The 20546-nt window shown below is 36.2% G+C and carries 22 protein-coding genes; all 22 read right to left on the minus strand.

The features are described from left to right. Positions 1-82: 82 nt before the first annotated feature. Positions 83-424 (minus strand): phosphomannose isomerase type II C-terminal cupin domain, encoded by a 342-nt coding sequence (locus tag B879_RS11015; protein ID WP_009185260.1) that lies wholly within the window; start codon positions 422-424, stop codon positions 83-85. A gap of 119 nt (positions 425-543) precedes the next feature. After that, on the minus strand, positions 544-1542 hold the full coding sequence (locus B879_RS11020) for a mannose-1-phosphate guanylyltransferase (protein ID WP_009185261.1): 999 nt from the start codon (positions 1540-1542) through the stop codon (positions 544-546). A gap of 286 nt (positions 1543-1828) precedes the next feature. Continuing rightward, positions 1829-2806 carry a GDP-L-fucose synthase family protein gene (locus B879_RS11025; protein ID WP_009185262.1) on the minus strand — a complete coding sequence of 326 codons (978 nt, stop codon included), beginning with the start codon at positions 2804-2806 and terminating at the stop codon, positions 1829-1831. Between the two features lie 229 nt (positions 2807-3035). After that, entirely contained in the window at positions 3036-4079 is a 1044-nt protein-coding gene (gene galE / locus B879_RS11030) for a UDP-glucose 4-epimerase GalE (protein WP_009185263.1), read from the minus strand. Between the two features lie 23 nt (positions 4080-4102). Then, entirely contained in the window at positions 4103-5242 is a 1140-nt protein-coding gene (locus tag B879_RS11035; protein ID WP_009185264.1) for a hypothetical protein, read from the minus strand. Further along, positions 5229-6449 carry a glycosyltransferase gene (locus B879_RS11040; RefSeq protein WP_009185265.1) on the minus strand — a complete coding sequence of 407 codons (1221 nt, stop codon included), beginning with the start codon at positions 6447-6449 and terminating at the stop codon, positions 5229-5231. Before B879_RS11040 ends, B879_RS11035 begins: the two co-directional genes overlap by 14 nt. A gap of 5 nt (positions 6450-6454) precedes the next feature. Then, positions 6455-7000 (minus strand): glycosyltransferase, encoded by a 546-nt coding sequence (locus B879_RS11045; RefSeq protein WP_083847945.1) that lies wholly within the window; start codon positions 6998-7000, stop codon positions 6455-6457. Next, a complete protein-coding gene (locus B879_RS11050; protein ID WP_009185267.1) occupies positions 6919-7533 on the minus strand; it encodes a glycosyltransferase in 615 nt (204 codons plus the stop codon). The genes B879_RS11045 and B879_RS11050 overlap by 82 nt, the downstream gene beginning before the upstream one ends. Beyond that, entirely contained in the window at positions 7530-8597 is a 1068-nt protein-coding gene (locus B879_RS11055) for a glycosyltransferase (RefSeq protein ID WP_009185268.1), read from the minus strand. The genes B879_RS11050 and B879_RS11055 overlap by 4 nt, the downstream gene beginning before the upstream one ends. Next, a complete protein-coding gene (locus tag B879_RS11060) occupies positions 8587-9030 on the minus strand; it encodes a glycosyltransferase (protein ID WP_157231592.1) in 444 nt (147 codons plus the stop codon). Before B879_RS11060 ends, B879_RS11055 begins: the two co-directional genes overlap by 11 nt. 43 nt (positions 9031-9073) lie before the next feature. Further along, positions 9074-10132, minus strand: a complete 1059-nt coding sequence (locus tag B879_RS21810) for a hypothetical protein (protein WP_009185270.1) — start codon at positions 10130-10132, stop codon at positions 9074-9076. A 6-nt stretch (positions 10133-10138) separates the two neighbouring features. Continuing rightward, complete coding sequence (locus B879_RS11070; RefSeq protein WP_009185271.1) at positions 10139-11227, minus strand: hypothetical protein; 1089 nt, start codon at positions 11225-11227, stop codon at positions 10139-10141. Next, positions 11220-12476: a non-hydrolyzing UDP-N-acetylglucosamine 2-epimerase gene (gene wecB, locus B879_RS11075; RefSeq protein ID WP_009185272.1), complete on the minus strand. Its 1257-nt coding sequence runs from the start codon at positions 12474-12476 to the stop codon at positions 11220-11222. The genes B879_RS11070 and wecB overlap by 8 nt, the downstream gene beginning before the upstream one ends. A 77-nt stretch (positions 12477-12553) precedes the next feature. Continuing rightward, positions 12554-12922 carry a four helix bundle protein gene (locus B879_RS22845; protein WP_009185273.1) on the minus strand — a complete coding sequence of 123 codons (369 nt, stop codon included), beginning with the start codon at positions 12920-12922 and terminating at the stop codon, positions 12554-12556. A 51-nt stretch (positions 12923-12973) separates the two neighbouring features. After that, positions 12974-14092 (minus strand): polysaccharide biosynthesis C-terminal domain-containing protein, encoded by a 1119-nt coding sequence (locus tag B879_RS11085; protein WP_009185274.1) that lies wholly within the window; start codon positions 14090-14092, stop codon positions 12974-12976. A 124-nt stretch (positions 14093-14216) separates the two neighbouring features. After that, on the minus strand, positions 14217-14606 hold the full coding sequence (locus B879_RS11090; protein ID WP_009185275.1) for a WxcM-like domain-containing protein: 390 nt from the start codon (positions 14604-14606) through the stop codon (positions 14217-14219). Positions 14607-14665: 59 nt separating this feature from the next. Further along, positions 14666-15697, minus strand: a complete 1032-nt coding sequence (locus B879_RS11095) for a polysaccharide biosynthesis protein (protein ID WP_009185276.1) — start codon at positions 15695-15697, stop codon at positions 14666-14668. Positions 15698-15847: 150 nt separating this feature from the next. Next, complete coding sequence (locus B879_RS11100; RefSeq protein WP_009185277.1) at positions 15848-16678, minus strand: glycosyltransferase family 4 protein; 831 nt, start codon at positions 16676-16678, stop codon at positions 15848-15850. A 34-nt stretch (positions 16679-16712) separates the two neighbouring features. Continuing rightward, a complete protein-coding gene (locus B879_RS11105) occupies positions 16713-17081 on the minus strand; it encodes a hypothetical protein (RefSeq protein ID WP_009185278.1) in 369 nt (122 codons plus the stop codon). Continuing rightward, positions 17082-18344 (minus strand): glycosyltransferase family 4 protein, encoded by a 1263-nt coding sequence (locus B879_RS11110; protein WP_009185279.1) that lies wholly within the window; start codon positions 18342-18344, stop codon positions 17082-17084. After that, positions 18341-19546 (minus strand): hypothetical protein, encoded by a 1206-nt coding sequence (locus B879_RS11115; protein WP_009185280.1) that lies wholly within the window; start codon positions 19544-19546, stop codon positions 18341-18343. Before B879_RS11115 ends, B879_RS11110 begins: the two co-directional genes overlap by 4 nt. 16 nt (positions 19547-19562) lie before the next feature. Then, positions 19563-20513 carry a glycosyltransferase gene (locus tag B879_RS21815; RefSeq protein ID WP_009185281.1) on the minus strand — a complete coding sequence of 317 codons (951 nt, stop codon included), beginning with the start codon at positions 20511-20513 and terminating at the stop codon, positions 19563-19565. Positions 20514-20546 lie beyond the last annotated feature (33 nt).

Genomic DNA, 20546 nt, shown 5'->3' on the forward strand with positions numbered 1-20546 from the left:
TGGTTGTTTTGTTAAATGTTAAGACGCTTCGCTGTTAAGGGTTAAGGTCCAATTAACACTTAACCTTTAACTCTTAACCTCTTTACTCTCTATCATAATCATCCTCGATTCTCACGATATCATCCTCCCCAAAGTATGTTCCTAGCTGTACTTCGATAAAGACCACATCTTCACCCGTCTGATTCTGAATTCTATGCTTGGCTCCCAAGGGAATCTTGGCGACTTCTCCTTTTTTGTAAATCTTATCCTCTCCATCAAGGGTAATAATTGCCTCACCTTGGACAATGGTCCAAACCTCTGCTCTATGATGATGGTACTGATAGGAAAGCCTTCCTTCAGGTTTGACGATAATTCTTTTGACTTTATGTGTCGGGGCATCTTCCAATACAAAGTACTCTCCCCCAGGTCGTATGTCGTGTTCCATATTTTTCGGTTTATTAAATGTTAAGAAGCTACGGTGTTAAGCGTTAAGTCGCTTCGCTGTTAAGTGTTAAATGTTAAACGTTAAGTCGCTCGACTGAACGTAGAACAATGAACGTCTAATTATTCCACCAATGCACTCCCCTCTTTCGCCAGGCGCTCGTAAATCTTTTTCACCTCCTGCGACATGGATAAGGGCATGACCATCAAGGCTCCTTGATGCTGAATCACCATCACATTTTCCAAACCATGGAGCTCTACTTGATCATCGGTGATGATGAGATTGGAACCGGAAACAAAGGCTGATTTTTCCCTGAAGTATTCAAATAAGGATTCAAAGGAACCCAAATCCGACCATTTGAATTGACTTCGGACAACTTTAATCCTATCAGACCTTTCCATGACCGCATAGTCAATACTTTCTGAAGGAATAGCCTCGGAAAGCTTCTCGTGTAACTCCTCTTGATGAGAATTTCTGATCACTTTTTGACATGCTAAAAATATATCCGGACGGTATTGCTTTAATTCTTCCAAATAAACCCCTGCCTTAAAGGCAAAAATTCCACTGTTCCAGTAATAATTGCCCTCACTTAAAAATTGCTTGGCTTTATCCGGTGAAGGCTTTTCATGAAAAGCAATCACATCTGAACCTTCACTTTGAATGTAACCGTAACCTGTTTCAGGCTTATGGGGTTGTATTCCGAAAGTCACCAAATATCCTTTTGATGCCCAATCAAAGGCCTCCTCCACTGCGCTGACATAGGCTTCCCTATTTTCAATGACATGGTCGGAAGGCGTCACCAAAAGCAAATCCTCCAAATCAGCTTGGAATGCGGCAAAAGCAATTGCTGCAGCTGTATTTTTAGGTTTGGACTCTACGATACACCTGTAATTGTCAAAACTTCCCTTGGACAATACTTCTTGGGTAACTTTTAAGGAAGACTTATTAAGCACTACTACCCCTTGCTGACAAAGTTCCGCATTGAGACGGATAGCCTTTTCAAACAAACTCATCCCCTCAAAAATCGGAATATACTGTTTAGTTTGTGATTTTCTGGAAAGTGGCCATAATCGACTTCCCGAACCACCCGAAAGGAGGACGTGGATTTTTTTTCCGATCATTAAAGTTTTTTTAAACTAAGATTTTTAGATCTTAATAGTGTACCTACTAGACTGTGAAGCGGTAAATAATAAAGATTGGTCTAAACAACTATTAAGCGGCTTGGAACACTCAATAAACGGGTTAGGCTTAAAAGTATGGATGATAACATATATAAATTAAATGAGAGACAAGCTTGAACCCTGAATCCTCCGCTTCTTTGCTTCTTCGCTCCTTTGCATCTGCGCCATTCAGGAAAAGCTTAGCAACTTTAAATGTATCGTACTTGAACAATTGAACACTGAACATTTAACCATTCCCCTTAACCTCAATCCTTACTTCCTTCACTTCCTTTTGATGCTCTAAAAACCACTTATATGTTTTGGTTATTCCCTCTTCGAGATCAATCGATGGTTTCCAGCCCAATTTCATTAGCTTAGAGCTATCCATCCATTTACGTGGTGTTCCATCAGGTTTTGAGGCGTCCCAATGGATTTGTCCTTTGTGACTAACGATATTTTGGATTAGTGATGCCAATTCTTTTATAGAAATGTCTGAACCAAATCCCACGTTATATAAATGTTCTGGCAACCTATTTTCTAAAGCAAAGCAAACAGCCTCTGCCAGGTCATCTACGTGTAAAAACTCTCTCATGGGTGTTCCAGAACCCCACAGTTCGACAGGCTCACTGACCGCAGTTCTTTTTTCATTTACCATAGCCTCATGAAATTTACGGATCATCGCAGGAAGTACATGGGAAGTATGGAGATCGAAGTTATCAAAAGGACCATACAAGTTTGTAGGCATCAAACTGACAAAATCCTTCCCGTATTGCTTTCGGATGGCTTCACAGGCTTTTACGCCCGCAATCTTGGCGATGGCATACCATTCATTGGTAGGTTCTAAGGAGCCAGTTAACAAATACTCCTCTCTCAGTGGCTGAGGAGCCATTTTGGGATAAATACAGGAAGAACCCAAGAAAATAAACTTTTGAACAGCTGACTGTAAGGCAGCATCTATCAGGTTATTTTGAATTTGCAGGTTTTCCATCAAAAATTGATACGGGTAGGTATTATTTGCTAGTATCCCTCCTACCCTTGCTGCTGCATCAATCACTACATCTGGTTTCTCCCTTGTGAAAAGCTCCTGGACTGCAGCTTGATTTCTTAGATCTAGTTCTTTACTACTTCTACCTACCAGGTTGGTATAGCCTATGTATTCCAACCGCCTCCAAATGGCAGATCCAACCATACCCTTGTGGCCGGCGATATAAATTTTTTGATTCATGATTAATTTCTTAAAAAGACCTTGGAATTCTTTTTACATTCAGAAAATTCATAGCTGAGTGACTAACAGTTATCTTGACTTATATCTCATGAGGTATTTTGAAGTTCATGAAACACCCCTAGCAAAAAATAAAAGTTTACTTCCCACTTTTAATAGTCTATCAGGAAATGACTTCCTTAAAATTAATGTAATACTAGTAATCATTATACTTCTGCCGATTTTGGTTGAATTAAATTTTGGTTAAATTGAAACCCAATTCGATCAGCTTCAACTGCCACTGCCACGCCGAGGTCATCATATCATTTACATCATATTGTGCCTCCCAGCCGAGTACGCGTTTTGCTTTTTGTGGTAAAGAATAAATGGCTTCTACGTCGCCTTCTCTTCTATCTCCCATTTTATAGTTAACTTTTACTCCGCTAACTTCTTCAAAAGATTTTATGGCTTCAAAAACACTAACGCCTTTGCCACTTCCTAAATTGATTATCTCAAATTGGTTATTCCACTCGGGGTGAAATAGTTTTTGTAAAGCCAGTACATGGGCCAGAGCTATATCTGTCACATGAATATAATCACGAATGCAGGACCCATCCCTGGTATTCCAATTATCCCCAAAAACCGTCATATGGTCACGAATACCAGCCGCAGTTTGTGTTATAATTGGGACAAGATTATTGGAATGTTTTGAGGGAAACTCCCCTAACTGCCCGGAAGGATGTGCTCCAACCGGATTAAAATAACGCAAAGCAAACACCTTCAGGTTGCTCACCTCACAAATTGATTTTAAAAAGACTTCTCCATTTTGCTTACTATATGCATAAGGAGATTCTGCTTTTCTTATAGGGGTATCTTCCTGTACGGGTAAATCCTCAGGACTGACATTTCCATACACAGAACAGGAGGAAGAGAAAACCAGATTTTTTACATTATACTTATTAGCATAATGAGCAATAATAAGTGTACTGTTATTATTGTTTTGATAACAAAAAATAGGATTTGCAACGCTATCGGGTACGGACTTTAAAGCAGCAAAGTGAATAATCCCATCAATTTGGTTTTCTTGAAAAACAATTTCTACATCATTTTTATCAGCAAGGTCTAATTGGTATTTTTTAATCTTCGCTCCTGTAATTTCTTCTACCAGTTGATAAGATAAGTCAATTGAATTATAGTAATTATCAACTGAAATGACCCTAAAACCTGCTTTGATTAATTCTAAAAGAGTATGACTACCTATATAACCTGCGCCTCCAGTTACCAATATATTTTTCATAAAAACAATAAATACAATGTAAATTACTTTTCTTTTCTTATAGTTTTTCCCAATTCAAACGAACTCATAAACTCCACATCAGGCCATTTCTTGAGTACAGCAGTCAGCAAATGCTTTAGCTCCGTTAACCCTTTCTCCCTATTTTCAGGTCGGATACTTCCAACATAATTTACCCGATGGGAAGATATCACCGCAGGTTTTCTCCAACGGAAGGCTATTTCAATTTCTTTCAGGCAACTATCCACCCAATCCGTAATATGTTCCTGTTCCCCAAAGCAAACAGGTTCAAAGAAGGCATTCCGATTGATAATCACTTGATCATATTCATTTTTTTTACCAATGAAATTCCATTCTTTAGCAAAAACACCATCTCCTAACGGATACACTCTTTTTTTAGAACGGGTCAGGTATTGTACGCCAATTTGCTTTAAAGAAGACTCCAATTCCTTGGGTTCCTCCGCATTGGGGGCAATAAATACCCTCGGATAATAGCCCATATACTTATGAAAAAGTTTACCACCTTCTAATACATACTGATGCAACTCAGGAATCTCATCTTTAGCCTCTGGATGCAAAGCTCCCAAATAATTGGGATAATTTATGCCATTGTATCCTGATGGTCCAACGGAATGGTGCTCCAAGGCGTACCGTAATCCCTCCTTCCCTTTGTGGGACTGAAGAATTTTCATGTAGCGACGGACATTGATATGCTCTCTACCATGGATTTCAGGAACAAAAATATTTTGATTAAAACCTTGTCTCCATAAGTCCAAAACTCGATCACTTTGAGGGAACTCTTCCAAGGTTTCATGCAAGGGCTGGAAAAAATATTCCTGATAATCGGATACTTTAATTTTTTCAAAATCAGGATTACCCATAATACACATAGGTGTGAAGACAGGATGCTTGCCATTTTTATCTTTAAACCCTTGGAGTAAATCGAATAACATCTCCATATCCCTGTTGCTTTCCATAGATTCTACAGAATCGTAATGGATACGGCCTACATTCAGACCTTTATCTTTTAATGCCTCGTAAGCTACCTTATCTTTGATGCGAACTGCACCCCAATCATCTGATTCAATGACTAAAATCTTTCGATTGGTTCTCCAACCTGGGATATTGGAAATGTTTCTTCTTAAACTTTCTTTAATTCTTGACATGCTTCTTGTTTAGCATTTCTTGAAAAATGTTTAAATAATCCAGATACCTTATCTTTTTATCGAATAGGAGTTCTGCCCTTGCTCGACAAGCTTCTGATAACTGTTCATAATCCCTTTTTTCAAGCTCCTCAATTGCTTTTAAAATACCCGAAATGCTCCCTTTTTCCACGACAAGCCCTGTTTCCTTATCTATAGCTTCTGGACTCCCTCCAGTATTGTAAGTAATCACAGGCGTACCACAAGCAAGTGCTTCCAAGTTAGTGGTCGGAAAATTATCCTGAGATGTAGGATTCACAAAAATATGTGCCAAAGAATACCATTGTGCCAATTCCTGAACACTTTCTGTTCGCTCAAGGCCGATGATATTGTCAGGAAGTGCATTTAACTCTTTTGTATTCAACCCAATCATGACAATCTGATAGTCATTACTAAGTTTTTTGGATAATTCCACAAAATCCATATAGCCTTTTCGATTGGACCAAGTACTGGCACAGCCTAAAACCACTTTTTTATCACCCAGCTCATAACAATCTCTCAATTTAGATTGCAAAGGCTTAAATAAATCCAGATTGATCGCTGAAGGTGTTACATGAACTGTATAATTTTTTAAAAATGATTTTTTCACTAAATCACCCAACCATTGCGAATGCGTGATTAATTCCATTTTTTTAACAGATGTAAATAAATCCTGCTTTGCTTCAAAATTATCAAAGGAGTTGTCCACCCAAGAAGATGGATATCGTTTATGCTTGGGGCATTTTTCGCAGTGGCTTTCCCATTTTTTACAATTAATGTCATCAAAATACGTACAATGCCCGGTAAAAGCCCAGCAATCAAACAAGGTCCAAACTACGGGAATTTTATGCATATTGATATATGCAAAAAGCGTTGGTAAATGGATATAATATCCATGCAGATTATGTAAGGCGATCAAATCGGGCTTGATTTTTTCAACTTCCTTAATAAAGTTTTCAGTAGCCTTTTTTGAGGCAAATCCATGTTTATCCGTCAACAAGGTATAGGCCCCATGCAAATACACATCCATTTGCGAACCAATTTTAATAAGTTTGGATGCACTTGTTGCATTACCCCGACCATAAGCAATGTAGCTTTCATGGCCGTGGGCCAAGAGTACATTACCAATTTCCTCAGCGATGCGTCCTGTGGACCCGCTATTGGCGACGGCGTTAATTTGGAGAATTTTCATCTACATTAATTTGGCAAAAGAAAATCCATATATAATTTACCAAGAGTATCCAAACTATTCGTATTTCTTACTTCTTGAGAGTTTGTTGACATATTATGTAATAAATCTTCATTTTGAATTAAATTTTTAATGTAATGAGCCATAGAATCTGTATCTCCAACCTCCATTAAGTAACCATTTACTCCATGTTTAATGATATCGGAAGGGCCTGCAATACAATCAAATGATACAGGCACACAACCTTGAGCCATTGACTCAATAATTGCATTTGGATAACCTTCTGTGAGAGAAGTGAACACAAAAACTTTAGATTGAGCTAAATATTTATCTACTTCATTTGAAAAACCTAAAAATTCAATTCTATTTAAAACATTTAATTTCTTAGCATAGGTTTTTAAATCTGCCAACTCAGGACCATCACCCAATAAAATAAATCTCCAATTATTTTTTGCTAATTTTTTTACAACGTCTATAAAATGCTTTTGTCCTTTTTCAGGTACGGCTCTACCAACTGTAATGATAATATTTTCTTTTTTAATTTCGGGAAATATTCCATTTCCTTTAAAAAGTTAGGAATTACTCTAATAGAACATTTGAAACTTCTACTATATACTTCAGCTGCTGTTTGAGTCTGTGCAATTATTCCATCTACTCTACTATTTAAAAGCCAATATGAAAATTTATAAATCCCATTAAGAACTTTTGTTTTCGGAAATCTCACTCTATAGGGACTAGTTCGATTAGAAATAATTACTCTCGATTTAATTCCAAATGATGCAATCAAAGAAAAAAGTATATACCCAAGGCATAAAATACTATCTGGTTTTATGTTTTTTAAATTTTTTCTTAGGAATAAAATCAAATATGGTAAATATAATACTCTTCCAAGTTTGTCCCTAACTGCTGGCAATGGTTCTATAATTTTTACCCGCTTGTCCAAATTAAAAAAATGAGGATAATTGAACATTAATAAAATCGATACATCAATGTCATGGGATACCAAATAGTTTGCCAACTCTGCCGCAGTTCTCTCAGTACCACCCGCAGTTAATTTTGGTAAAATAATGGTAATTTTTTTCCTCATTTCTGTGTGGAAAGAATCGCAGCTGCTACGAGTTTAGGACTAATAGATTGGGAAAGTTCTCTACTTTTTTTTCCCATTTCGGATAATTGCTTTGGATTCAAGGAAAAAATTTTACTCAAAGCCGCTTGGACATCTGAAGATGAATGGGCTTTTATGGAGAAACCATTATAATTATTCTTCAAAAAATGAGGCGAAGCACCACAAACATCCGAAATAATCAGAGGCATTCCGGCAGCAGCGAATTCATGGACAACTACTCCCCAGGGTTCAAAAATAGATGGCAAAATAAAAGCTTTACATTTAAAAGCCAATTCTGCTAAATACTCTTGGTTGCTGAATGTATGGATAACAATATCATTAGGTAATTCTAATTTGTCCAAATAGGTGCCATTACCTACTAGATGTAATTTTGCGCCATTCTTATTTTCAATTTGTCTCCAGCCATCCAATAGATAATTTATTCCTTTGACTTTATTAAACCTACCAACAAACAATATATCCTTAGCTTCTTCAAATCTGCTTATACCCAAAGGAATTTGTTTAAAGGTTTTTACATCCGCTGAATACATTGGCCAAATAATCTTATCATTGGCAAATCCCAACTTTTTGGCATATTCAAACTGTCTTATTCCGGCCACTAGCATATGGGAAAAAAAACGCTTGTGTCGAAACCAAGACGTTACAACATTCAACCATTGCTTTCCTCCATACCAAGGGGTGTCATTTCCTGAAATCACTGGGATTTTTCCATTGTAGACTATGCCTATTTTGTTATACATGGCAATTGTTCTATCCGATATGTAAATAATATCTGGATTAAAGCCGTGAACCAAAAGCTCTAAACTTCTTTGATTTAAATCTGATTTCTTAAAATATTCTACTCCATCGAGGATTGGGGGCACATAAGGCGTTAATTTTTTAACATCATCATGTACGAATAAAATTTCAGCATTCAGTTTTACCAATTCAATTATTACAGGAATATTGTATGGCATTATTTCTCGGTATAAAAAAACAACCTTTGTTGTTTCAGCATCCTGTATTTCAATATTTTCAATTTTCATTGTGAAACATTTTTTGGAAAATCTTTCGCGCCGTTTCTGTTTGACAAATTACCCCCGCAGCATTAGGATACAATTTATTTCGTAAGATTTCTTGGATTCTCCCCCATCGTTTATCCGGCTGGCACCGATCCGAAACAAAGACTGGAAACTTTAATCCAAGTGTAGCCAATAAGACAAAATTATTCCACAACTCACCAAAGCTTAAAATCGTGTCAGGTTGAACTTTCTTGATTTTTTGTCTTAAAAACCAAAGCGTTTTGAACGTATTCCAAGTTCTCTTAGAATTGTCAAATTCAAATATTGGTTTGTGAACTATAATAGTTTCAGGAATTGGGTAAAAAATCTCCCTAGTAAGACCATAAAGCACCAAATGCACCTCATACTCCTCTTTAGAGCAAAAATAAGCTGCCAATTCGGACATAACACGCTCCATACCTCCGGATTGGAGAGATGGGATAAGGAGGCAGATTTTATTTTTATTTTTTATTTGCACTTAGATCAATTAATTTAATAAAGTGATTTACAAAGAGTAAATCATCGTAATGATACATCTTAAAAGTATCATACGCATTCTTTATGATATCTTGATAACATTCATAATCTTTCAAACAGGTACTAATTTTTTGTTCAGTATCTGATAAATCCCACCTTAATGGAATGTAGGTTTCATTATTAATAAAAAAATTAGGAAAGGTCTCTAAATGAGAAACATCTGGTTTAAAAAGAATAGCCTGTGAATACATAGATTCAAAATCACGATGACATATTTCGCCCCACCCAAAAGGACTAACAGATATTTTTGAAAGCTCCAATTCGCGTAAATATTCACTCTTCGAAACCTTACCACCTATAATTGATTCTTCTAAATCAATTGTCGTTAAAATATCATATAGCTTATTTCTCTGAGAGGAAATCTTATTATTCGAATAATTTTTTTCTCCGCGGAAAGAAAAACTATACCTCTTTATCAAATTAAAATTAAATTCTTTTAACACCTTATAGTTATGAAAGTTTTTGAACCTATTCAAAAAACCATAATTAAAATTAATATAACTACACAGTCCAATATTCCAACCTATAAGTAACTTTTCCAAGTCTTGATGAGTTGCCTTTTGATACTTCTCATAAAGTAAGGGCTCTTGATTATTCAACCATGGCCTCACCGCTGTGTCATTTGTAGCCGTTAAATAAAATGATTTATCTTTAAAAATCTGTTTTTTCCAAACCTTATCAAGGTAAATATAATCTTCAAAGTTTGGAATTCCAGAAGTATCAAAACCATCGAATAAAACAATTATTATTTTTCTATCTTTTAAATCATTAAAAAAACGTTCCTTTTGTTTACCATTTTTAAAAGTGTAGCGAACATGGACTATAATTAAATCACAATCAAATATTTTTGGTGAATGAATATTATAAAATAGGTTAATTTTATACCCCTTCTGTTTTATCAAATTCTTATTCTTATACAAAGGATAAAAATCATCAAAACCTAAGGAAAATTTTGATTGATAATGCAAAACATGAATCTTCATAGCTTATTACAGTATTTGATCACTTGATTTAAATATTACATCGGGCCACCTTTTAATTATTTCATCCAGCAGGTTTTTAAATTCTTTCAAATTTTTATCTCTGGCGTTTTTACAAAGCCCTCCAGAAAAATTAACTCGATGGGTACTTATAATAGCGGGCTTTTTAAATAAAAATGCATTGCTAATTTGGAAAAGGGTTTTAGAAAAATCATCCCCAAGTTCAATCGGCTCAAAGGAACAATTTCTAACACCATATGTCATCCCTGATTTGTTTTGTTGACCGAAATAAGTTCTCCTTTTATCTCTTTTCCCATCAATATTCATAGGAAATAATTGGTATTTCATACCCTGCAAATGCTTTACCCCTCCTTCAAATAATGTTTGTTCAATTTCTGATGGCCATATATAGTTGTTGGCAATAAAGGATTTTGAAAGAAAACCAAATATATCTTTGAATAGGATCAATCCTTCTTTAATAGAGTTTTTACAGTATTCGAAGTCTTCACTGTCATAGGTTGCTTGTATACTTTTTTGCATGTAAGGAAAGACATCCTTACTCAATCCCCACACTCCATGATCAAAAGCTAATTTAAAATCTTGATTATTTTGAAGGAGCTCTAACCAAAGAGGTATATTAACATGTTCTCTCCCATGAAATTGTGGCTTAATTAAACCCTCATTTAATCCTTGGTGAATTATATCCAAAACCTTTTCATGACCCGATAATCTTTTATAAGTTTGATATATGGATTCTTTGTAATAATATTCAAATTTGCTTGCTTTTATTTTCTGAAAATCGGGATTAGCAACAACAAAGTTTGCCGTAAGTATGGGATTTTCACCCTCTCTATTTTTTACAGAAGAAAGAACTTCCAATAACAAGGTCACGTCCTCTTCATTTTCAAGGGTGTCAAACTTACAATAAGCACTTTTATCTACAGGTATTCCTGCTTTAAGTAGTTCATTAAAAACATTTTTGTTGGGCATTCGTATGCTACCCCAATCATCAGATTCAATTACGACTATTTTCTTGGATACATTTTTACCAGAAAGATTCGTATGAAAGTTTGAAATGAATGATCTAAAACTACTCACTCCAAACAACTCTTTTAATGTAACTTGTATAACTCAGAATAATCCTTACCATCTTATCACTGACATTTGGCATGGAGTAATCCGATACTTGTTGGAATGTAGTGTTTAGTGATTGGTGATTAGTGATTAGTGAATCATTACTTATTTTCTCATTTTCGCTACTTTTATTTCTTAATCCTACAGCTTGACGTTCAAGTTGGGCGAGGCCTTGAAGGATTCGCTCAGGATTAAGGCCGACCATCATCACAGAAGCCTCTTCCATCGCTTCGGGTCTTTCATGAGCTTCACGTATATTCAGTGCCCTAAAGTTCATAATGGAGGACTCCTCAGATATCGTTCCACTGTCCGATAGCACGGCAAATGCATTAATCTGCAAAGCGTTATAGTCTGAGAATCCCATTGGTTTCTGCCATTGGATGAGGGGATTTAAATGGAACGCGGATACTTCGGTTTCGCTCAGTACAAGTGACTCGGATTGGGCGGATTTTTGCGGATTTAATTGTTCAAGATGTTTGCGAGTCCGTGGATGAGTGCTCACAATAATCGGATAGCCATACCTCTCAGCTATCTGGTTAAGAGACTCAAGGAGGGCGAAAAAGTTTTTGTCATTGCTGATATTTTCTTCTCGATGGGCAGAGACAACAAAGTATTTTCCTTGTTCCAGGCCCATGCTATCCAAAATGTCACTGGCCTGAATCTTCGGCATATAGTGATTCAGCACCTCATACATAGGAGAACCTGTTTTGATAATTCTATCAGCTGGTAAGCCCTCCCTTAACAAATACTCTCTGGCGATATCAGAATAGGTTAAATTGATATCGGAAATATGATCTACGATCTTCCTGTTGGTTTCCTCGGGTACCCGCTGGTCAAAACATCGGTTACCGGCCTCCATATGGAAAATAGGAATATGTCGCTTCTTGGCAGGAATGGCACACAAACAGGAATTTGTATCCCCCAAGACCAAAAAAGCATCAGGCTTCACTTCTTCCAGAATAGGATCAATATTGATCAAAATCTGTCCTACCGTTGCCGTGGCCGTCGCCCCAGCCGCATTCAAAAAATAATCCGGCTTGCGAACACCTAAGTCTTCATAAAATACCTCATTGAGTTCATAGTCGTAATTCTGACCAGTATGAACAGTGATATGCTCAATCGCCGGACTAGCATCCAAAGCTGCCATTACTCGGGATAATCTTATTATTTCTGGACGAGTCCCTACGACCGTCATAACTTTGAGTTTTTGCATATTTTTAAATAAGATAAAAGACAAAAGTAAAAAGATAAAAGTGGGGATTGCTTCTGACTACTTTTGTCTTTATCCTTTTATCTTTTGTCTTTAGAATTTCTAGCTTTTTGAACTATCGAGCCTAAAATTAACTTCAATTCTTTAGATTCTTGAATGAGTGCATTTAATTCCTCGTCGGCTTTCGATTCAATACCTTTAAGAATCCTTAACCAATAATTGGACTCCCTCATTTCACGCAAAGAAATTCTTACCTTATTTGTGAAATCTAATTTTGAGGAACCAGCTTGCGCTTCTTCATAATTCGCTCCACTGGAGGTTGAGGACTTTGTTAACTGGTATTTAATTACGTTGTATTCAGATGTAGATGGCAATGACCGAAGGTACTTTATTGTTCGAACAGCAAAATTGAACAACCTCTCTTCCAAATCATTTCTACCTCCTTCCATATTTACAACTTAAAGCCACTTTTATCTTTTGTCTTTATCCTTTTGTCTTTTCTAAACCACTTCAAACCAAGTATCCGGATCCCCCGCATCATACGGCTCATTGATCCAGAAGATAGTATACAAGGTGTCTTCTCCTATATTCTTAATATTATGGGTATACCAAATGGGCATATCGACGTAGGCGGGTTGATCGCTGTCTAGGTAGAAGTTGTGGACTTCGTTGGTTCCAATTTTTCGGAGCTGAATTAGGGCTTTGCCTTTGATGACGGCGAAGCGCTCAATTTTGCGGGTATGGAAATGGTTGCCACGGGTGATACCTGGAAGGGTTGTTGAAAAAGAAGTTTGTCCAGCAATCCCATGACGGGCGATTTCTACGAAGGCTCCACGGTTGTCTGTATGTTGCGTGAACTTTCTTGGGAAATAATTTGCAATGTCCATGTAACAGCGATAAGTATTGAACAATTTGTGTTCAAATGCGCTGTTGATGGCTGGAAACTCGCCCTTTTCTTGATAAACCTCTTTGTAGTGCTCCAACAGAGCTAAAATTTCAGACACCTTAGCTTCTGCTGTATGGGAAATTTGAAGTTCGTGGGTGTTATCATCATTACGAATGGCCTTGATGATTTCCTCTACCAACTCACCCACATAAATTAACTTCAATTGTCCGTCCACTTCTATCTTGGGTGTTTCATTGTGCGATACTTGATGACAGAACGTGGCGACTACTGAATTATAATAAGGATGTCCAAAGGGTCCGTACACATTCGGTATTATCATACCTGTAAACCTTCCTCCTGCTCTATTTGCCCAATCTGATAGCATCAAACGACCTTCTTTCTTGGATTTACCATAGAGATTATCACGCTCTTCCTGCGTAGAAGAGGAAATAATTACATGCGCTTGGCTTTGGGTTCTTTCAAGCGAAGCAACCAGTTTCTTCACCAAACCCGTATTCATTTCATAAATGACCTCTGGGTCGTTGTGGCGGTTCAATGCGGCCAAATGAACAATCACATCGCACTGCGATACAAACTCGTCTAAGCTTGCATCATCCTCAAAAAATCCCCGCTCAAAATCAATCAGGGTAAACTCCTCCTTGTACAGTTTCAAAGTCTGATACAAATGCCAACCCACAAACCCATTCTGACCGGTAATCCCTACTTTTTTCATATCTGATTTTTAATGGAACGCTGATACTTCGACTTCGCTCAGTACAAGTGACACGGATTTTGCCGATTTACGCAGATTTTAATCCGTGACCATCCGTCCAATCCGTATCATCCGTGATCTATTCTCACCAATTGATATTATCTAAACTCTCCCTAAAATCATCCCCCATCGAATGCTCCAATCCAACATTCGAAAAAACCATCATCACAGCCCCCTCTTCCAACCCCTCAAATCCATTATAATGCCCTGCAGGGATTTCCAAAACATTGCTTTCAGAATCTCTCAAAATATATTCTTTCCTATCAAGGCTATCCATCTCCACTGTTTTCACCAAAAAACTCCCCTTCGCTGCAAAAAACCACTTGGTTTCTTTCCGATGTCCCTGCCAAGCCCTGATAACACCCAACTCCGCCTCAATACAATACATCCTCACAACCCGAGACATATCGAAGTCATTCACAAACCTCACTACTCCCCTCTCATCCCTATGCAAATTTCCTTCAATCAATCCCACTTTTGTCTTTTTACTTTTATCTTAAAAATACTTGGCTCTTTTTACTTTTGCCTTGGATCTTAAACAATAAACTCCTCCACCTCTTCCCCAAAAATCTCTCTCCTCACCAACCCCAATCCACAGATCAACTTCTTCACGCCTTCTACATCTAGTCGTTCGGTATTATGAGAATGATAATCTTCCACTTTTGCAATATCTTGTTCCCCTTCGGAAAAATACATCGCATAATTCAAATCACGGTTATCGGCAGGGATGCGGTAAAAATCACCCATATCCTCGGCTTTGACCATTTCTTCACGCGTACATAAGGTTTCAAATAATTTTTCTCCATGCCGCGTACCTATGATTTTAATTTCATTATCCGCTTGTGCCAATTCTTTGATGGCTTGAGCCAAATCACCAATAGTTGCAGCAGGCGCTTTGTTAACAAATAAGTCTCCAGAATTTCCGTGTTCAAAAGCAAATAACACCAAATCCACGGCATCATGCAAACTCATCAAGAAGCGCGTCATATTGGGGTCAGTGATGGTGAATGGTAATCCACTTTTGATTTGATTGATAAACAAAGGAATTACCGAACCCCGTGAAGCCATAACATTGCCATAACGAGTTAAGCAAACAGTAGTATCTGATAAATTTCTTGCTTCTGCTATCGCTACTTTCTCCATCATTGCCTTTGAAATACCCATGGCATTGATAGGATAAGCGGCTTTATCGGTGCTCAAACAAATTATTTTCTTTACACCATTGGAAGCCGCAGCACGTATCACATTTTGTGTTCCTTCTACATTGGTCTTAACCGCCTGCATAGGAAAAAACTCACACGATGGTACTTGTTTCAAAGCTGCTGCATGAAAGATATAATCCACACCTCTTGTAGCAGGTTCTACCGAATCAAAATCCCTCACATCACCTATATAAAACTTCAATTTGGAGCTTTTCAAAGAATTCCGCATATCATCCTGCTTCTTCTCGTCACGGGAAAAAATACGTATCTCCGAAAAATGATCCGTATGTAAAAACCGCTGCAATACCGCATTCCCAAACGACCCCGTTCCCCCCGTAATCAAAAGTGTCTTATTTTTTATCATGGCTTTTAAAACCTTTCTTTTGTCTTTTTACTTTTGTCTTTTACAATCTTGGCTCTTTTGCCTTTTTACTTGGCTCTTAAAACCCACCCTGCAACCTGGCTCGTCGCTAAAATGATTCACTGAATCATTTCTTAACGCTCCGCCCTCTTTTTACTTTTTCCTTGGCTCTTGTTTTTCCAACTTCTCCAAAAAGTCACAAAGCTTCCTCGCCTGCACATCTTTATTAAAATGCTCCTCGGCCACCTTCCTTCCATTTGCTCCAACTCTCTTGGCATTTTCATAATCACCCAAAGCTCTGCCCATTGCATCAGCAAAGGACTCAACCGAACCAGGTTCAGCGAAAAATACTGATTCATTGTCTGTCAGGTAATCCGGTATCTCTCCTACACGTGTGGCGCATACAGGTTTTCCTGTTGCCAAGTATTCTCCCAGTTTGGTCGGAAAACCTCCCTGAGCCTGCTTGGAATCAGGTCTGGGCAATACAAGCAAGTCCGCATTACAAATGATATTGGGGATTTGTTCTCTAGAATATTCCTTCATCCAGAAAACTCTTTTTGCTAAGCCTAAATCCTTGATCAACTGCAAATGAATGGGCGTATCATAGTTCCATGCCCCTACTAAATAGACTTTATGTGAAGGGAATTTGTCTTTAATGGAATTAAAAGCTTTTATCAAGTTACTTACTCCGTCCTTGGCATCATTCATTACCCCTACAAAAGCAATGTAAGGCGATTGGAATTCTGGAAGTGGTTCTTTTGGACTTTGAAACCTCTCCAAATCTACTGTCATGGGAAGGTGCAACAGTTTGGGTTGGGGATTTGGAAAGTTTTGGTAATGCTTAACCAAGGTTTGGGTCATCAAGGCCATGCCATCATAGGCAAAGAAAGCTTTTTTCTCAAACAAGCGTTGTTTAGCATCCCCTTGCCATCTTTGGAGAAAATTACCTTTATTGTAATGGTGAATATCCAGGAATTCGCTCATTTCAATAAAAAGTTTAGCTTGCGGATTTTGCTTTTTAATAGCAACAGCAAATCGAAAACTCAAGGATGATGCATCCGTCCAAATGATCCCTTTTTCGTTTTAAAAAGTTTTTAAGTTTTTTTATCACTTGGCCATTTCGAATCGTCTGGCCGATATAATTATGGAAACGAACCATCCAATAGCCTTCAACTAAGATAGGCAGTACGTATTCATAGCTTATATTTTTATGAACACCTTTTGCTCCAAATTTTTCTTTCTCTTCCGCACTGGTATACCCTCCACTTATCAGCAATTGGACTTTTGCACCTAAAGAAGCAATACCCTCAATCAAAGTTAGCCATCGGTTGGCGCTGGCGGAGGATTGGTTAAAGGGATTGGAATTAATGACTACAGAAACAATCAACTAAGAATAATTTAAAATACTATTATAAACTGACAAATATTGTTCTAAAACTAATTCTTTATCATGACGTATCAAAGCACGCCTTCGTGCATTATTACCAATTGATAAAGCTTTATCATAATCATTTTTTAATTCAATTATAGAACCAGCCATTGCCCAAGGATCACCATCCTGAATTAGAATTCCCTCTTCACCATCTTTTAAAAGGCTACTGGTTCCTCCGGCAAAAGTTGCAATACAAGGCATTCCAAGAATCATTGCTTCACATAAATTATTAGGACTATTCTCAATATGTGATGGCATCACATACATATGAGCAGCCAGTAATTCTTGAACCAAACTTTCCTCATCAAGCGGTCCAAGCAATTTATATCCTGACTTTGGGAAACTTGAACCTAAAAAGCTTCTACAAATAGAAACTATTAAACTATTGTCCTTAATACCTGCAATCCTCCATTCTATATCAATTCCTATTTTTTGCAATAATGTAATACTATGAAAAACAGTTTCTATTCCCTTAAAATAATTATCGCTATTGGTAGTAAAAATTATAAGTTTACCCTCATTTTGATATAGATTATCCCATTTGTTAGAATAGAATGCCTCTCTCAATAATTCCTCACCCTTGAAGTATTTACTATTTGGAGAAAGAACCCTTGTAATTCTGTAATCCCAATCAGTTCGCCCTATAATGTATTGAACATCTTTCATTCTTTTTTGCTCTATTTGAGTCATTTTTGAAAGAAAATTCTTACTTCTTTTAAAGCTTTTGGGACCTAAAATGAATTCTTTTAAACTTGTGGAATTTAGCCGATTTAAAAATTTACCGTTAAATCCCGAAAAAAATTTGTGATTAAGGACTGTAACATTACCTTGAATCGAAACAATAGCAGGTATTTTTATATGCCCTAATATACAAAGGAATGAATTTTCAGTTCCATGGATGTGAATAATATCTGGTTTAACTTCATTGATTACATTCAAATAAAAATCAAGATATTTATCATCAGGTACATCGATAAAAAATCTACTTTTAATTAAATTATACAATATATTTCCGGTATAAACAGGATAATATTTTGTACCTCTGTATTCAAATAAATCTTTTTTGTAAGGATAGTGAAAAGCAATATGGAGATCAACCTTGTTTTTCATGATTTCATTTAACGCTGACATCCAACCTCCTGTACCCTTAATTTTAGATTCTTTACTTAAAAACTCAATTCCTAAAGCAGGAGTATTTGAAAACCAAAGAACCTTCATCTTGGTATGATTAGTTGTTTAACTTGTTCATTGGTTAACCCTCTGTAATAAACAGAAAAACAAATAGGTATCGACAACCAAAGCAAAATATAACGATGATTAAAAACAGGAATATTGAAGCCAATCATTCCTAATAAATGTATTAAAAGCAAGGCGGCAAAAGCTTTCGTGAAGTCATTGTTGCTTTGAAACCATCCTAAATAAAATGCTTTCAAAAAAAAATAAAGTATTAATAAGAAATACACATTGCCACCTTTTAATACTAAGGTAAGGTACCCATTTTCAATAACCCTTCCTTCACCTTTGTCTGCAGAAGATCCAATTGAGCGTTTAACCGTTCCATTTAAACCTCTACCTATCAACCAATCTTTAGTTGAACCAAAATCGCTAAAAAATTCCTCAAGCACTTGACCTCTTGACTCTTCCCATCCAGCTTTGTTTAGCCCTCTTTTAAAAACACTAAATTGGGTAAAATCGCTCGAATAGATCAAAAATACAGGAATGATAAAAAGGCCTAAAACACTATACCTAAATATTAAAGATAGTTTAGATGTGGATTTAGATGATAAAGTAATTAATTGATAAAATACAAAAATCAGGATTAAATCTCCAAAAATAGACCTCCTACCATAAAATCCAGCTATAAAAATAGTTAAGACAAAAACGATATACAAAAAAAAATCAAGTCTTTTGTTGTTCCAGAAATCTTTAACTAAAAATAAAATGGGAAAAGAAAAAAGAAATAACTCATAAGTATAAACATGCAAGAGCCAATTTTCAAAATTAAGGTTCGCAATAATGAAGATGAGTACCAATACACCTGGAATCAACAACTTTTTACATATAAGAAAATATTGCCTTAATTGTGAGGGAGCTAATATAATTGACAACATAAATAAAGGGAGCAAATACGGTAACGCATAAAGTTCACCTACTAAAAACTCTTGAATATAAAATACCTCTGGTCTAAAACTATCCACAAAAAGATAGGATGTAAAAACAAAAAAGAAGAAATAAACTATTTTGTCGAGTTTACCAATCAACCATTTAGGCCTCGTTCTGATAAATGCATAGAAAGAAACAATTAAAAAAAGAACAGGAACAATATATTTAATAATTGAATTAAAGCTAATTGTATTTTGCAAATAACTTACAAAACCAAAAAATGGAATTAAACACAGTAAGTATATAAACTTTTTCAATCCTTCTTAATCTAATTCAGATCAAATTCTGATAATATACCCTATTTGAACATCCAAGAAAAAATCTTTTAACAATGTATGGATTTAACCTAAATAGTATCCAATAGAGTTTGGTGAATTTTTTGTTATTTAAATTCTTTTGTTGAAAAAATCTATGAATTAATTCGTTAAAGATGAAACCAAGTGCCTCTATTGATGAAACATGATTTTTACAATACATAGCTTGAAACCTGAAAGTCTGAAGAAAAATTGGATGAAAAATTCTATTTTCACCTGCGGCGGTAACACTTGTCGATGATTTTCTATATGAAGCAAGCTCTTTTTCAATCAATATTGCATAAAACCCTTTTTGATTTAACTTTAGAAAAAATGGATAGTCTTCCAATAATTTAAAACGCTCATCAAATCCTCCTACAGTATCATACATTTCTCTTGAATAGAAAGCAGTCAGAGGCGGAATAGTACCTGAAATTCGCAATGCCATCTGAAATTGCTCTTCACTATTTTTCAGTTGATGAAAAAATTTTGTTTTTTTAAGATTTACAGCCCCTATTTTTCTACTACTTTCATCGATAATCCGATAATTTGAACAAAGAATAAAATTATCTCCGAGAATCGAAATTTTTTTTAGATACTCAGAAACCAAAGTTTCATCTATTAAGTCATCTCCTGCAATTAACTTTATCCACTCTCCTTTAGAAGCCTTAACCCCTCTATTACAATTAGCAGGAATACCCGTATTTTTTCCTACAGTTATCAATTCCGTATTTACAAACCTATCTTTATTCTCTTTTAGCCATTCTTTGCAAATTTCAATGGTATTATCCGATGAACAATCATCGCTTATTATCAACTCTATATTTTGATAAGTTTGGGCTTTGGCACTTTCCAAAGTCTCCAAAACAAACTTAGCTGAGTTATAGGTGATAACTATTATTGATACCAGAGGATTCTTATCTTGATTCATTTCTCATACTTTTTCAAAGTCTCTAAAAATCAC

The sequence above is a fragment of the Cecembia lonarensis LW9 genome (assembly GCF_000298295.1).
Taxonomy (GTDB): Bacteria; Bacteroidota; Bacteroidia; order Cytophagales; family Cyclobacteriaceae; genus Cecembia; species Cecembia lonarensis.

Coding starts and splice junctions, on each gene's coding strand:
- B879_RS21810 (WP_009185270.1), bottom strand. CDS start 10,132: ATGAAGATTCATGTTTTGCATTATCAATCAAAATTTTCCTTAGGTTTT.
- B879_RS11040 (WP_009185265.1), bottom strand. CDS start 6,449: ATGAAAATTCTCCAAATTAACGCCGTCGCCAATAGCGGGTCCACAGGA.
- B879_RS11020 (WP_009185261.1), bottom strand. CDS start 1,542: ATGATCGGAAAAAAAATCCACGTCCTCCTTTCGGGTGGTTCGGGAAGT.
- galE (WP_009185263.1), bottom strand. CDS start 4,079: ATGAAAAATATATTGGTAACTGGAGGCGCAGGTTATATAGGTAGTCAT.
- B879_RS11025 (WP_009185262.1), bottom strand. CDS start 2,806: ATGAATCAAAAAATTTATATCGCCGGCCACAAGGGTATGGTTGGATCT.
- B879_RS11035 (WP_009185264.1), bottom strand. CDS start 5,242: ATGTCAAGAATTAAAGAAAGTTTAAGAAGAAACATTTCCAATATCCCA.
- B879_RS11015 (WP_009185260.1), bottom strand. CDS start 424: ATGGAACACGACATACGACCTGGGGGAGAGTACTTTGTATTGGAAGAT.
- B879_RS11100 (WP_009185277.1), bottom strand. CDS start 16,678: ATGAGCGAATTCCTGGATATTCACCATTACAATAAAGGTAATTTTCTC.
- B879_RS21815 (WP_009185281.1), bottom strand. CDS start 20,513: ATGAATCAAGATAAGAATCCTCTGGTATCAATAATAGTTATCACCTAT.
- B879_RS11055 (WP_009185268.1), bottom strand. CDS start 8,597: ATGAAAATTGAAAATATTGAAATACAGGATGCTGAAACAACAAAGGTT.
- B879_RS11095 (WP_009185276.1), bottom strand. CDS start 15,697: ATGATAAAAAATAAGACACTTTTGATTACGGGGGGAACGGGGTCGTTT.
- wecB (WP_009185272.1), bottom strand. CDS start 12,476: ATGCAAAAACTCAAAGTTATGACGGTCGTAGGGACTCGTCCAGAAATA.
- B879_RS11050 (WP_009185267.1), bottom strand. CDS start 7,533: ATGAGGAAAAAAATTACCATTATTTTACCAAAATTAACTGCGGGTGGT.
- B879_RS11060 (WP_157231592.1), bottom strand. CDS start 9,030: ATGGAGCGTGTTATGTCCGAATTGGCAGCTTATTTTTGCTCTAAAGAG.
- B879_RS11085 (WP_009185274.1), bottom strand. CDS start 14,092: ATGAAAAAAGTAGGGATTACCGGTCAGAATGGGTTTGTGGGTTGGCAT.
- B879_RS22845 (WP_009185273.1), bottom strand. CDS start 12,922: ATGGAAGGAGGTAGAAATGATTTGGAAGAGAGGTTGTTCAATTTTGCT.
- B879_RS11110 (WP_009185279.1), bottom strand. CDS start 18,344: ATGAAGGTTCTTTGGTTTTCAAATACTCCTGCTTTAGGAATTGAGTTT.